Origin of the sequence: Streptomyces angustmyceticus, from assembly GCF_019933235.1 — a bacterium.
Taxonomy (GTDB): Bacteria; Actinomycetota; Actinomycetes; order Streptomycetales; family Streptomycetaceae; genus Streptomyces; species Streptomyces angustmyceticus.
Map to the genome: position 1 here is coordinate 1,034,890 of NZ_CP082945.1, position 14,063 is coordinate 1,048,952.

Here is a 14,063-nt window from a genome sequence, read left to right on the forward strand (position 1 = left end):
GCCCCGCCCGGCCCCGGTTCCTGTCGGCGCCGTCGCCGCACGGACCGCCGGGGACCGCGTCGTACGCGCCGTACGCGCCGTACGCGCCGTACGCGTCGGCACACGGTTACGACCGGGCGCGGGTGCCTTCTCAGTGTCCGGTCACCGGCCGGGATGTCGGCCTGCCGTGCCGCTGATCGGCTCAGGGCACTGGGCACGCACCATGTCTCCCTCAGGAGCCCACCGAACTGAATCGCCAAGTGGTCGTGGAGTGGCGGGTCGATCCGCGCTCCAGTTCCACGCGCTGCTCGGGGTGAATTCGCCCCGAGCAGCGCCAGCAGCGATCCGGCGCGTCAGTGTCGGCGAGGGTTTGTCGAAGGCCGCGCGCAGGTCCGCCGGGACGATCTCGGCGGGGTGTCGGCGGGGTGCGCGATGTCGAGCAGCCCGCTGCGGTTGGTGACGGCCGGAGAGGGCAGTGCAGTGCAGCTTCCTGCGTACGGTGATCATGTGCGAGCGGACCGTGTGGACCGACACCGTCTCGGCGTCGGCGATCTGACGTTTCTGGAGACCGTTCACCACATTTTGGGCGATGCGCGTACGGCCGGAGTGAGCGGCGTGGTCGGGACGAGGGCGGTCGTGGCGTGATTCCTCGTGGCTAACGGTCAGTGGGCCGGCGTCGGGCGCAGGCGCACGGGGAGAGTGGTGTGGCCGTTGCTGATCAGGCTGGGCAGTCGCTTCAGCTCGTGCGGGCCGGCGGCGAGTTGGATGTCGGGGAAGCGCTCGAAGAGCAGTCTCAGGACGACGGTGACTTCGAGGCGGGCGAGCGGAGCCCCGAGGCAGAAGTGGACGCCGTGGCCGAAGGCAAGGTGCTCTTTGCTGGGGCGGGTGGCGTCGAACCGATCCGCGTGGCTGTGCCAGCGGGGGTGCCGGTTGGCGGCGGCATACGAGGCGAGGATGGCATCTCCGGTCTGGATGGTCTGTCCATCGGGGAGCGCGATGCCGGCGCGGGCGTAGCGCAGGGGAAGGTGCTTGATGGCGGGCTGGTGGCGCAGTGTCTCCTCGACGACGTCCTGCCAGGTGCAACGGCCGGAGCGGACGTGAGCCAACTGTTGCGGGTCGGTCAACAGAGCGGTGACGGCGGCGTCGATGACGTTGACCGTGGTCTCGTACCCGGCCGCGAGCATCAGCAGGAGCGTGTCACGCAGCTCGGCGTCGCTGAGGGCCGCGCCGTCGCCCTCCTCATCGCGGGCGGCGATCAGCGACGAGGTCATGTCCTCACCGGGCTCGGTGCGCTTGATCTGGATCAGGGCGTCCAGCAGGCCGTAGAGGGTGGCGGTGTTGGCGACCTGTTCCTCGACGGTGAGATGGGTGGCGAACACGGTGTCCACTACGGTGCGGAACTCGGGCCGCCGGTCGGCAGGTACGCCCATGAGCCGGCCGATGACAGCGATCGGGAGCGGGTAGGCCAGGTGCTCTCGCAGGTCGACCGTCTCGTCGGCCGGAAGGGCACCGAGGTCGTCGAGGATGGCGTTGACCAGGGTCTCGATGTCTGTCTGGAGGGCGGCGGTTCGACGCGCCGAGAGGGTGGGGGCGACCATGCGGCGCAGGCGGCTGTGCTCCTTGCCGTAGGCGGTGAACATGTTGCTGACGGACACCCACAGGGCCAGTGGCCAGGTGGGCACGGTTTCGGCGAAGTCCGGCCAGTGAGCACGGGCGTCTTTGGAGACATCCTCGCTGGTCAGGAGCTGCTTGAGGAGGTCCGGGTCGGACACGCTCCAGGCGCGCACGCCGAGGATGTCCACCAGCGTGGCCGGGCCGCGATCACGCAGGGCCTGGTGCTCGGCGTCCGGATCGGCCCCTGCGGGGTCGAGGACGAGGATCTGCTGTGGGGACACGGTGTTGCCTCTTTCAGCTCGCGGGGAGGATGACGGGCCGGGCGGTGAGCGACCGGTGGAAGCCGCCAGGACGCCACACCAGACGAGGTCGTCACAGTGGCTAACGAGGCCCACCTCGGGAAGGACATCGAGGCCGCACCTGGCGGCCCGGGTTGTCGGTGTTCGTGTCCGCCAAACTCCGTTGAGACAACCCAAAGGTACCGAGCATCTTGGGGATCGGTCATGGCCCGACGGGACCGAATGGGCCCGGGAGCGATCAGTCGCGACGCTATCGGTGGCCTGTCGACCAGAGCGGATCGTGTCAGGCATGCCGGATGACACCGATCACCGCTCCGACGAGATCCATCCGCGAAAGGCGGGGGCACCGTCTGGGCCCCTCAAGCAGCGTGCGCCCGAGCCCATCACGCGGTTGAGGCCACCGATGCAGCCAGCCACCTCAGGCGATACCTATAGCTCAATGCGCCGCGCGGCCCCCTGCCCTCGGGCTCGCAGGGCCCGGTCCTGAACAGATCGGGTGGCCAGCGCGAGCTCAAGCTTCGTCACTGGCAGCATGCTCGGCGGAGGCTGGCTGCGTCAGAGCGCGGTGTGGACCGCCGACGCCGAGCGGCCCACCATGAAAGAGCGTCAAGAGTCGTTGGACTCGGTCGACTCCTGTGCCGGGGAACGTGGTGCGGTCGCTCGGTCGAGGGCGTGGGAGTGTGTCGGTTCCGCCGAAGGAGAGGCATACGGGCGGATTCCCGGCCTGGCTGTGCCCCGGATCGGCTGCAGGGCCGAGCCATGGACATCTCGGATCACGCCCTCGGCCGGAGGGCGAAGTCCCTGTCACTCCCGGCAGCCGCAACCGTCGTTCGCGGTGCCTCAGCACGCCTGTAAAAAGTCCCGGAGGCCCCGCCGAAAGTACTTCCGCGGGGCCTCCACGCATCATTCTCAACTCACTCCGAGATCACCCTCGGCTACTCCGGTAAGATTCTCTGAATCACCGGGTTGGCAATCAGTCCGGGGATCTCTGAAGTCAGACACGAATGCGCATCTCGCAAGAAGCCTCAGAAAGCTCTCGTGAGCGCTTCAGGCTCGACAGTAACCTGCCAGGGCCGCTTCGATGAACTGACGACGATGTGATCACCATTCCGACGAAGATAAATCACCTCTTCGCTCTCCGTGAACCCGAATGCAGCATCTTCCCCTGCTGAGATACGCCTACCAGCATGCGAGAGGGAGAGGGCTAGATCCGTGAGAGTCACGAACCTTCTCTTTGACCTTCTTCGGTCGGAGCACAGGACCGGACGAAGGCCGTGTTCACGTCCCCGGAATCCTCGTACGAGCGATCACGCTCGGGGAATCGTTCGAGGTCAGACCGTCAAGAACAAGCTCAGCGCATCCACACAATGTAGTAGTTGGGGAGTCCGGGCTTCGGAGCGCTTTGGCAGGTGGCCTCGTGGTACTTGGGGTTGAGCGGCAGGTCACGCTGCGCCTGGTCGACGCACTGCTGGAAGGAGTCGTACGACTCGCCACCGACCTGCACCCAGCCGTCATTGGGCTGAGTGTCGGCGAAAGCGGCCGTGGCGGTCAGCGGCATGGTGACGGCTGCGGCACCCACCGCGAGACCGAGAGCGATACGAGTGCGCCAGGACTTCATGAATTCCTCCATTGGTTGCTTTCGGGTCGTTCTCCGCACAGCTCTCCTGGAGAGACGCTGCGGTCGAAAACCGCCTGAGCTGTGCGTCGTTCACCGGGTGGTGAACTTTTCTGGCCAGTGCTGTCCGGGGGCCTGGGCCCTCGTACGAGCCGGTCGGCACGTCCCCGCACCGGTAGAGCGGTGAGCGGTCCATGGGGCGCGTATGGCGCGGGGTGCGCGGGCTTACGGGTGGTACTTCTCCTCGACCGTCTCGGCGGCGCCGGACTTGGTGCTCATGGTGACGCGGACGGTCACGCTGCTGGTCTTGGCAGCCTTCTCCAGCTGGTCCACGGTGCACTTCGAGGTGCCGTAGCCGTCCTGGCCGATGGACACGCTGCCCGAGTCGTCCGAACAGATCGCGGCCGCGCCGAGGATCTTTGTGGCGTTGGCGACGAAGAACGCCTGGTCCATGCCGCCGCCCTGGGGCTTGACGATCAGCTTGCCGGGCGCAAGGTACTCCAGCTTGCCGACGAGCGTGCGGTGACTGCCCGCGTGGGCGACGCCGCCCCCGGCGGTGGCCGACGCCCTGGTGGACTTGGCGCCGTTCTGGCCCTGCGAGGCGGAGTGGGACGAGGAGGAGCCGCTCGTGTGCTGGGCCGGGGCCGAGGCGTGCTGCGAGTCGGACACGGTCGAAGAGCTCGTGGAACCGACGGCGCTCGCCGCCCCGGAGCCCTGCCCGCAGGCCGTGAGCCCCATGCCCAGCGCCGCCGCGGCGACAATGGTGGTGGCGATGCGGCGGCCGGCGCGCCCGCGGAGGCGGGTGGTGACGGTGGCGGTGTTCATCGTGGATTCCTGTTGCTCTGTTCTCTCGTTCGCTCCCGGACAACCATCACCTTCGTAGACCGGATTGGCGTTCTGCTAACGGACGACTAATGCGGTGCAGCGACGCACCGCAGCCCGCTCGTCGCCGACCGCATCGGCATCGCCGGCCCTGGCGTTCAGGTGTGACTGCCTCGATCAGCCCAGGTACCGAGGGACCACTACGACGAGGAGGGGGAAGGAAAGGAGGAGGGGCCGCTCGCAGAGGAAGACTCGGGGACGCTCCTCAGAACGACATCGAACTGAGCTGAACCGGATTTTCTAGCGGCCCTGCAGCCAAGCATGGTCGTCTCGGCAGACGGGAGGACACAGGTCCGATGCCCGCACCACGGAAGTACCCCGACGAGCTGAGCGAGCGAGCCGTCCGCAGAGTCCGGACCTCCGTGTCCATCCGCTACGACGAACGGCTCATCGAGGCCGGCGCGAGCACCTCCGTCGGCTCCGTAGCCGACAGCGACAGCAACGCGATGACCGCCACGGTTCGGGACCGGCCCCCCGCCGTCCAGCCGCCCGCACCCGAATTAGGCCGCTTCTTTCGGATCATCTGATCCTTGGTCTGGTCGTGTCGTTAACTGGCAGTGGGCGCGGATTGAGCCGCTGCTGGCTGACCGGACGCCCCGGAGGGCGGCCGATAGCGCGATCAGCGGCAGGTGATCGACGCGATCGCGTTCAAGTACCGGACCGGCTGCCCGTGGATGGACCTGCCCGCCGAATTCGGGTCGTGGAAAGGCGCCCACAACCAGCTGTGGAAGTGGGCAGCCGACGGCACTTGGGAACGGATCTTCACCGCGCTCCTGGCCCAGCCCGACGCCGAAGGTGACCTCGACTGGGTCGTGGCGGTCGACTCCACGATCGTCCGTGCCCACCAGCACGCCGCCAGGGCCCGTCAAAAGCTGCCCCGGCAGGCGAGCCCGCCGACCATGCCCTCGGACGCTCCCGCCGTGGTCTGACCACCATCATTCAGCTCGCCGCGGACGCCCACTGCAGACCCCTCGCGTTCCCTCGTGGCCATACGTGACGAGCAGCTTTCCTTCGTCGCGCATCTTGTAGCCGGTGTTCAGGCAGTCAACGACGTTGCGGCCGAGTCGGTCCACCGCTGCGGCGACGAGGCCGTCATTCGGCCCCCGCTCGTCGCGAAGCCACGGGCCGAGCTTGGGCCGGGTGACCGGGTCCGTGGCTCCCGATACCTCCCAGTCGTCGGCCCAGCCGATGATGTGCCCGCCGACAGATGCCGCGGCTGTCAGCATGGACGTGCTGGAGGACACCGGCCTGGTCACCGACGCCACGCTCGACGACGTCGCCTCGACCATTCCCAAATGACCGCCCCCCCACGCCGCCGGACGGGAGAGGCTCGAACGGCCTCACACACTCAACAGCCTCCAGTGGCCCATACCTCGACGAATGGTCCCCGGTCGACGCGGGTGACCTCGAAGCCGGCGTGGGCAACGCAATCGACGAACGTATCGCCGTCCCAGACCGTGTACCAGCGACGTCCGTCAGGCTCGTCGAGCCAGCCGGAACGGCCCGTCGCCCTGACGCACGCGTACAGTCTGCCGCAAGGACGCAGTAGTCGGGCGAACTGGCCGAGCACCTCCGCGGTTTCGGCCTCACGCAGGTGCACGAGCGAGGCAGCAGCCCAGATCCCGTCAAACGTCCCTGCCGGGAATCGGTCCCCGATCTCTCGCAGATCGCACTGTGAGGTGGGTGCATGAGCGTTGGCCATGTCGACGAACATGGGGTTGAGATCGATGCCACGGGCGACATGCCCCTGGGCACAGAATCTCGCGAGGTCGCGGCCAGGACCGCAGCCCGCGTCCAGGATCAGCGAGGGCTTGGGAAGTGAGTCAGCGAAGCGTTCAACGGCCGCGGACATCTTTGTGGCGTGTGTTGCCGCATAGTCGTGAGCACTGTCGCTGTAGACCGCGACCGACTGGGCCACGGGGTCGGACGAAGGGTCCTTACTGCTGTACGACGTCATCCTGCCCCTGTGTTCGCTTTGCGCAGTGCCCGTGCAGGGCGCCTCTCCAGTGATCGATTCCTCACCCATACTGTCCGACCCGTTGCCTCCCGCACAGCAATCTTCGTAGCGGTGCGCGTCACGTCCGGCCTCACCACGTACACCCGAAGCCGGAAGCGGCATCTGTTGTGCACTTACGCCATGACCGTCCAGAACGCCTCAGGCGAGAGCGAAGTAGCGCAGCCACACGTAGGCGAGGGACAGGGTGACCGTCACCGCGGTGACGATCAGGCCGTACTTGGTGAACTGCCAAAAAGAGATGGGCTGCCGATTGCGTTCCGCGATGCCGAGGACGACGACATTGGCGGAGGCGCCGATCGCTGTGGCATTGCCGCCGAGGTCGGCGCCGAGCGCGAGGGCCCACCACATGACGTGGTCGCTTCCGCCGCCCATGTTGTGGACGAGGTCGCTGGTGATGGGGGCCATGGTGGCGACGTACGGGATGTTGTCGACAACGCCGGAGAGGACCGCGGAGGCGCTCAGCAGGGTGAGGGATCCGCCGAGTTCGTTGGATCCGATGGCATGCGCCAGACCCTTGGAGACCTCGTTGATGACGCCGGTGTCGATCAGACCACCGATCATGACGAAGAGCCCGGCGAAGAAGGCGAGCGTGGGCCATTCCACTTCGCCCAGTACCTCACTTGTCTGTGCTGAGGAGATGGCGACGAGGAGGCCGGCGCCGAGCAGGGCGACGACGCTGGGGGCGTAGTGCAGGACCGGGTGCAGGACGAAGCCGGCCACCACCAAGGCGAGCACGACCAGGCCCTGGATCAACAGGCGCGGATTCTTGATGGCCTCGCGCTCCTCCAGCGCCATGATCTCGGCGGCCCGGTCCTCGTCGTAGACGAAGGTCTTGCGGAACATGACCCGGCACAGGGCGACCAGGACGACGACCAGGATCGCCGAGAGGGGTGCTAGGTGGACCAGGAAGTCGTTGAAGGTGAGGCCGGCCCGGCTGGCGATGATGATGTTGGGTGGGTCGCCGACCAGTGTTGCCGTGCCACCGATGTTGGAGGCCAGGACCTCGGCGATGAGGAACGGCGCGGCGGGCAGGGCGAGGCGTTCGCAGACGAGCAGAGTGACGGGGGCGATCAGCAGGACGGTGGTGACATTGTCGAGGAGGGCTGAGGCAGCGGCCGTGATGACGACGAGCATGACCATGACCCGGAAGGGTTTGGCCCGGGCGCGTTTGACCGACCAGATCGCCAGATACTCGAACAGGCCGGTCTTCTTCAGGACGCCGACGATCATCATCATGCCCATCAGCAGGAAGATGACGTTCCAGTCGATACCGGACTCCGCGGAGTAGAAGGCCGACGCGTCGTCGGTCGCCCCGACGACCAGCATCAGTCCCGCACCGCCGAGGGCCACGGCGACGCGGTGGATCTTCTCACTGATGATCAGGGCGTACGCGCCGACGAACACGGCGATGGCCGCCCAGCTGTGCCAGTTGTTCACAGTCCTCCGATGAAAGATTCCGGCTGAGTGTCCTCTTGAGCCGGACGGTTGTCCCTCAGCTGAGCGCGCCGGCGTGGTTCTCCTTGGTGAGCGGGTTCGGGTGCACAGCTCCCTCCTCGTGCGGGGCCGGGATTTCGGTCAGGTCGTCGAGAGGGAAGGCGCGCGATCGGGACGTCCATGGAGCTGTGCTCGATGATCGAGAGGCCGATGCACACCGCAATGAACGTGAATGCCTTCTCCGCCTGGGGAACGCCGGAGTGGAGCACCAGCCGCTCCGCCGGCTCCGCCAGCGCCTCACCAATTGCCCAAAAGGCCGCTTCGCATCGGGCGAGATGCGCTCGGCACCGAACACCATCACGAGCACCACGACGCAAGCCCCCGATCGGAAGAGAGAGTGATCCCCTGCTCGCCGACCAGACTTCCCGGCACACCGTGCGGAAGCTTACCGATTCTTGATGGTTCTTTGACAGATCACTAACGGGCACCCTGGGGAACGGAAGCTTGCCGGGCCCCGGCAATGAGCGAGATGTCATCGGCCAGCCCGGCAACCGGGAGCGCTGCCGGTCAGCCGGGCTACGGCCTGCCGACAACGGGTAGAAGCGCCCCCGCCACTCTTCGGGTCGGCCGTCAGGATACGGCGAGCAGGAGCCGCTCCAGCAGATGGGACGCGGTGATCACACCGAGCAGCCGTACACCGCCCTCGTTCTTGTCCACGACCGCCACGAGCGGACTGCGGACCTGCGCCATCAGAGCCGCCACCTCCAGTGCCGTGTCGTCTGGTGCCGCGACCGGTGGCGTGGGCGCCGTACTCGGCAGGCAGTCCCGTACGGTGCGCCCGGACAGCGCCTGACACAGCCGGTCGGCGTGGGGCTCGTCCACCACCGCAGCAAGGGTCGGGTCCTCCACGACATAGCCGGGCACCAGGACTTTGATCATCTGCGAGGCCGGCAGGACCGCCGCCGGCGCGCCCTTCTCGTCCACCACCAGCAGGCCGGGCAGTCGGTGTTCGGCCATCAGCCGGGCCGCGTCCAGAGCCTCGCTGTGGAGACCGACTGTCTCATATTGCACTGCCAGGTCACGTGCCCGCACGATCGGCTCCTGTCTCGCCCTGAGGTACCGGCCTTCGGCGTCACAAAAGCGGCGCCGGGACGGCATGGGGCACCATACAACCGGGCGGCCGGGGGCACCGACGGCGCGGCGAGTGGTGCCGGACAGGGCATCGAACGCGCCACAGCAGCGGCGCCGGTCTTTCACCCGGCGGGCGACCTGGATATGTGCCCAAGGGCTGTGGAGTTGGCTGTTCGGTGGCGAGGATCGGCTGCCCCGTGAACGGCCGACGCGACGGCGTCGACCCGGTCAGTGAGGAGGCCGAGAGCGGTGATGGCCCGGACGGTCGGGTTGTCCTCCGTGCCGCCGAGCTTCTGGGCCCGGACGTAGGAGGATTTCAGCTCTGCCCAGCGGACGGCCTGTTGCGGAGTGAGGGTTTCGCGCAGTTCGGCCAGCTTCAGCAGGTTGGCCTCGGCTCCGCTGGTGAGGGTCTGGGCTTCGGCGGTGTAGTGGTCGTCGATGACGGCCGCCAGTTCCGCGTCGTTCATGACCGGCTGGATGCGCTGGGCGATCTTGGCCATGTTGCGGTAGGAGCCCTGGAGCTGGAAGGGCGGTTCGGTGCGGGTGGTGTCGGTCTGTGCGGCGGAGGCGATGTAGGCGTCGTTGACCGCCAGAACGGTGGCACGGGCGGCGAGCAGGTGCCGCAGCACGGCTGTGACGCGGTCCAGTTCCGCGGGAACGTACGGGTGCGTGAGCCGGTCGGCGCGGGCAGTCGGGTCGCCGGTGGCGAGCCGGATGAGGACGTCGAGGTCACCCCGGTCCCGGCCGGCGAGCGGAGCCAGCACCGGGTTCGCGGTGAGGGTGTTCTCGATGAAGCTGAGGGCGAAGGCCTCCTCCTTGCCGGTCAGTACCTCGCCCAGGTTCCAGACGTCGGCGCGGTTGGCCAGCATGTCGGGCACCCGGAAGCGGCCGCCGGATTCGGTGTAGGGGTTGCCCGCCATGCAGACCGCGAAGCGTTTGCCGCGCAGGTCGTAGGTGCGGGGCTCGCCGTCCCGGACGCCGTCGATGCGGCGGGTGGCGTCGCAGAGCGGGATGAACTTCTGGAGCAGCTCGGGTGAGGTGTGCTGGATGTCGTCCAGGTGGAGGAGGGTGTTGTTGCCTGCCGCCAGGGCGAAGTTGATCTTTTCGATCTCCTGGCGGGCGGTGGCGTTCGGGGCTGCGGCCGGGTCCAGGGAGGTGACGGAGTGGCCGAGTGCCGGCCCGCTCACCTTGACCAGGACGAGGCCGAGCCTGTCGGCGACGTACTCCATCAGCGTCGTCTTGCCGTATCCGGGCGGTGAGATGAGCAGCAGCAGTCCGCCGGTGTCGGTGCGCTTGGCGTCACCCGTGGTGCCGAGCTGTTTGGCGAGGTTGTCGCCGATGAGGGGGAGGTAGACCTCGTCGATGAGCCGGTTGCGGACGAAGGAGGACATCACCCGGGGCCGGTAGGAGTCCAGGTGGATCCGGGATCGCTCGGCGGCCACCAAGGCGGTGCGCCGTCGCTGGTAGGCGCGGTGCCCGGGGACGTCGTGGACACGGAAGTCGCGGGTGCGGGCCAGCAGTTCGTCGATCCGGACCGTGAGTGCGCGGCCGGTGATCCGGGGGTGGGTGCCGAGCAGCCCTTCGACGGTCTCGGACAGCGGTGCGTCGGACTCGTAGCGCCTCAGGTCCGGGCACAGCTCCGCGGCCACGGCCTCGGCCAGGTCACCGGCGGTGGTGCCGCTGCCGGTGGCGACGGTGTAGGAGGACAGCCACGCCTCGACCAGCTGACGGCGTGCGGTCAGGTCGTCGAGGGCGGTCAGGTCCTCGTCGTACGCCGAGGTGCCCACCGTGCGGCGGAAGGTGTCGAGCAGCGTGCGGGTGCCTGCGCTGAGGACGAAGCCGTCGGGACCGCAGATCAGCTCGTCGAAGAGGTATTCAGCGGCGGACACTGCCTCCTCCCCGCCGATCGCACCGGCGAGCTCCGCTTGGAGTTCGGCGATCGCCGGTGTCGGGCCGAATGTCTTCCGGGCGCGGGCGAGCGATGCGGCCCGGCGGGTCCAGACTTCGCGGGCTTCGTCGGTCGGCTCGTGCGCCCAGAACAAGTGGGCGGCGGCCCGGGCGGCGGGGCGGTGGCGCAGCAGGCCGGCGCCGTCGTGCAGACGGAGCAGCGCGGCCAGGATCGCGGTCGCATCATGGTCGTGGATGCCCCGTTCGTATCCCTCGTCATACGACTCCTCGGCAGCCTGCCGTACCAGGGCGGCGAGGTCGGCCCCGGCAAGGGCGGCCGGGCCGTGTTCGTCCAGCAGACGGGCCGCGAGGTGTTCGGCGCGATAGACGTCGGGGGACTCGGAGGGCAGGAGCCTCCCCCAGTACGGGCGGGTGGCGGCGAGGTCCGGGTCGGTGACCGGTGAGCGGAAGTCGGTACCGGACAGGGCGAAGGCGAGTCCGTCTCCCCGGGGGACGAGTGTGAGGTCGAGGGGCTGGGTGTTGACGGCGAAGCGGTGGCGGCCCAGGCGGATGGTCCGGCCGTCGTCGGCGTAGAGGTCGGTGCGGTCACGCAGGGCGCGATAGGCATCCTGGCGGGCGGTCTTCAGGAGCCCCTCCAGTTCCTCCGCCCGTACCTCCTCGCCGAGTTCGCGGAGCTCCACCGCGATACCTCGGGCCTTGGTCACCATCGGGTCGGAGGCGAAGTACGTGGCGACCGCGTCGGCGTCCGCGAGCGCGGCAGCCCGGCGTCCGAGGGTCGCCGTGACCCGTGTCGCCGCGGTGGCAAGCTGCTCGGCGCGGCGGGAGCGGGCGTCGGCAAGGGTCTGCTTGCGGGCGGAGAAGGCTTCGTGGACCTCGGTGCGTATGTCCGTCAGTTCACCGAGGAAGTCGTCGGACTCGGCGAACCGGGACTCCAGTTCCTCCAGCCCTACGAGGACGCGCGTCAGTTGCTCGTCGCATGCCTCCGGGGTGTCTGCGACGGCGATTGCCCCGGCGACGGTCTGGGCGAGCAGGGCGCATTACGCGGTGAATTCGGCGCGGCCCTCGTGGTCGGCGAGTTCGCGGCGGCGGGCGTCGAGCGTGGCGCGGGCGCGGTTCGCGCCGCCCAGTACTTCCGCGATGCGCCCCAGGACGGAGGTGCGGACCGTGGCATCGCCGATGTCGAGTCCGACGACGACCTCGGTGACGGTCCGGAGCCCGTCGGTCAGCTCGTCGATCCGGGCGGTGACGGGTGCTGCCTCGGCGACCGCGGTGATCTTCCCCGCGTCCGAGACGAGCCGCTCCGTCTCCTGGTGGTGAGGGGTGAAGGCATCCTCGCGGGCCAGGAAGGCAAGTGCGCGTTGGCCGAATGCCGCCAGGTCCGTCTCGATGTCAGCGGCGCGTTCGTCGATACGGGCGGTGTCCGCGTACGGCTGGTCCTTGAGGGTGAGCAGATGGCCCTGGGCCTGCCGCAGCTCGGTCAGTCCCGTGACCCAGGCACCGGCGTCGCGGGGGGCCTCGCCGCGCAGGCGGCGCACCACCGACGCGATCCGGACGTCTGCTTCGGCGAGCGCATCGGCGGCCTGCCGGGTCAGCGCCTGGACGGTCTCGAATTCGCCGAGCACCTGTTCGGCGGTGTTCCGCATCGCGTCCAGGGGGGTGCGCAGACCGCCCAGCGCGTCGTCGCCGAGCCAGTGGTGCGCGTCGGCGGTACGGACGCAACCGGCTATCAGTGCCTTGTACACCTCGGTCGTCGGGGTGGTCTCGGCCACAGCGTGCGTGAGGGATAGGCAGTCGGAAATGCCGCGTACGAGGTCGGCGTTGCCGACCCGGGCAAGGGGGTCTCCCCTGTCCGTACGAAGTGGAGAACTTGGGGAAGGTCCGGTGCCGACGGGCCGGGCGGCGTAGGTGTCGGAGACGTAGGGAGTGCGCCAGAGCTGGAGGGGGTGGACCCGGCCCGGTTCGTCACCGGAGCCGCGCTGCAGCACCATCAGCGTGCCGTCGTCGAAGAGCGCCCAACTGCGACAGGAAAGCGGGGCGGTGACTTCCTTGCGGATCAGGTTGTAGGTCAGCAGCAGGCTGTGGCCCTCGGTCCGTGCGTGGAAGGTGAAGAGCAGGTCCTCGCCGTTGGGCGAGCGTACGGATTGCTCGAACTCCAGGCCGGCGGCGTCCGCATCGAAGGTCTTGTACGCGCCGGAGGCCAGGCAGTAGCCGCCCGGAAAGACGATCCCCTGGCCCTCGGGCAGACGGCGGCACGCCTGCCCGATGCCGTCCAGGCGCACCACCGTTTTGGTGAGGGTGTTGACGACGAGGTGACGAGGGGTGGATTCCTTGTACGGGCTGATCCGCAGCAGCAGGAGGTCGCCCACGCGCGCATGGGCGACGTCCGCATCGGCGAGTGACTGCAGCGGCTCGTCGACCGGCTCGGTGTGGATGCCCTCTCCGGTGCCGGTGTCGTTCGCCGCCTTGACGGTCAGGGTTCCGCCGTCCGTCGCGACGAAGACCTCTCCCCGGATGGAGATGTGCGGATGGCGGCCGGGAATGTGGTCCTCGCGGGTCGCCTCGGTCCACTCGAAGTCGTGCGCGGCAGGCAGGACATGATCGCGTTCCCCGCGGGCATCGAGGAAGGAGATCCGGCCGTCGTCGGACACGGACCAGCGCAGTACCCGGATGTCGTCGGCCTTCTCGCCGGTCCGGAAGACGGCGAGAAGCCTGCCCTCGACCCGCCGCAGCCGAAGGAGCCGGGTCTCGCGGTAGTAGCGGTGGAGGGCGGCGAATTCCCGTACGAAACCGGAGTCGTCGAGGAGACCGGGGACGGCGTCCTCTCCGAGCCGTTTCAGGTCACGGTCGTACAGCGCGAAGACCTCGTCCACAGACCTCCCGGACACGGCTGCGGGAAGAGTGCCGTATCCGAAGAGAAGGGCGTCGCCGAGGGCGACGATGTCGCGGGGCCGGCAGGTGTGCTCGGTGTGCAGCCGCTCGGTGCCGGTGAGTTCGAGCCGCGTCGAGCCGAATTCCGCGATGCGGCGGGTGTTGAGTTCCTCGGCCCGGCGGCCGAGTTCGGCGGCGTGTGCGGCGAGCCGCTCGCGCAGGACCTCGTACGTAGCGGTGTCCAGGCCGGTTGCCCCGATGGCCATGGGGTGCGGTTCCCTTCGCGGAGGTGCGGACCGGAGCTGCCGTCCCCTGT

Annotated in this window: 9 protein-coding genes and 1 pseudogene; 2 read left to right on the plus strand and 8 right to left on the minus strand. The window is 68.4% G+C overall.

The window, feature by feature from the left end:
* Positions 1-641: 641 nt before the first annotated feature.
* The 3 genes from K7396_RS05040 to K7396_RS05050 form a co-directional block, all read right to left on the minus strand.
* Entirely contained in the window at positions 642-1,874 is a 1,233-nt protein-coding gene (locus K7396_RS05040) for a cytochrome P450 family protein (RefSeq protein WP_086716341.1), read from the minus strand.
* Positions 1,875-3,243: 1,369 nt separating this feature from the next.
* The gene (locus tag K7396_RS05045; protein ID WP_143589044.1) at positions 3,244-3,510 is read right to left on the minus strand and encodes a hypothetical protein; all 267 of its coding nucleotides are present in this window, start codon (positions 3,508-3,510) and stop codon (positions 3,244-3,246) included.
* A 222-nt stretch (positions 3,511-3,732) separates the two neighbouring features.
* Complete coding sequence (locus K7396_RS05050; protein ID WP_086716345.1) at positions 3,733-4,332, minus strand: hypothetical protein; 600 nt, start codon at positions 4,330-4,332, stop codon at positions 3,733-3,735.
* A 353-nt stretch (positions 4,333-4,685) separates the two neighbouring features.
* On the opposite strand from K7396_RS05050, the gene K7396_RS05055 reads away from it, so the two are divergent.
* Positions 4,686-4,916, plus strand: a complete 231-nt coding sequence (locus tag K7396_RS05055) for a hypothetical protein (protein WP_086716347.1) — start codon at positions 4,686-4,688, stop codon at positions 4,914-4,916.
* Between the two features lie 102 nt (positions 4,917-5,018).
* Positions 5,019-5,318 (plus strand): transposase, encoded by a 300-nt coding sequence (locus tag K7396_RS05060; RefSeq protein ID WP_086716349.1) that lies wholly within the window; start codon positions 5,019-5,021, stop codon positions 5,316-5,318.
* A gap of 6 nt (positions 5,319-5,324) precedes the next feature.
* On the opposite strand, the gene K7396_RS05065 is transcribed toward K7396_RS05060, so the two are convergent.
* From K7396_RS05065 to K7396_RS05085, 5 genes and pseudogenes are all read right to left on the minus strand, one after another.
* Positions 5,325-5,678: a recombinase family protein gene (locus K7396_RS05065; protein WP_086716351.1), complete on the minus strand. Its 354-nt coding sequence runs from the start codon at positions 5,676-5,678 to the stop codon at positions 5,325-5,327.
* Positions 5,679-5,737: 59 nt separating this feature from the next.
* Positions 5,738-6,346, minus strand: a complete 609-nt coding sequence (locus tag K7396_RS05070) for a class I SAM-dependent methyltransferase (RefSeq protein WP_158101095.1) — start codon at positions 6,344-6,346, stop codon at positions 5,738-5,740.
* Positions 6,347-6,544: 198 nt separating this feature from the next.
* The gene (locus K7396_RS05075; protein WP_086716356.1) at positions 6,545-7,843 is read right to left on the minus strand and encodes an ArsB/NhaD family transporter; all 1,299 of its coding nucleotides are present in this window, start codon (positions 7,841-7,843) and stop codon (positions 6,545-6,547) included.
* Between the two features lie 627 nt (positions 7,844-8,470).
* Positions 8,471-8,932 (minus strand): CBS domain-containing protein, encoded by a 462-nt coding sequence (locus K7396_RS05080; RefSeq protein WP_086716360.1) that lies wholly within the window; start codon positions 8,930-8,932, stop codon positions 8,471-8,473.
* 161 nt (positions 8,933-9,093) lie between these two features.
* A pseudogene (locus K7396_RS05085) lies at positions 9,094-14,013 on the minus strand (DNA repair ATPase).
* Positions 14,014-14,063: the final 50 nt, after the last annotated feature.

Excerpts from the sequence above, each read along its gene's own strand:
- K7396_RS05065 (WP_086716351.1), bottom strand. The coding sequence starts at position 5,678 with ATGGTCGAGGCGACGTCGTCGAGCGTGGCGTCGGTGACCAGGCCGGTG.
- K7396_RS05070 (WP_158101095.1), bottom strand. The coding sequence starts at position 6,346 with ATGACGTCGTACAGCAGTAAGGACCCTTCGTCCGACCCCGTGGCCCAG.
- K7396_RS05055 (WP_086716347.1), top strand. The coding sequence starts at position 4,686 with ATGCCCGCACCACGGAAGTACCCCGACGAGCTGAGCGAGCGAGCCGTC.
- K7396_RS05050 (WP_086716345.1), bottom strand. The coding sequence starts at position 4,332 with ATGAACACCGCCACCGTCACCACCCGCCTCCGCGGGCGCGCCGGCCGC.
- K7396_RS05045 (WP_143589044.1), bottom strand. The coding sequence starts at position 3,510 with ATGAAGTCCTGGCGCACTCGTATCGCTCTCGGTCTCGCGGTGGGTGCC.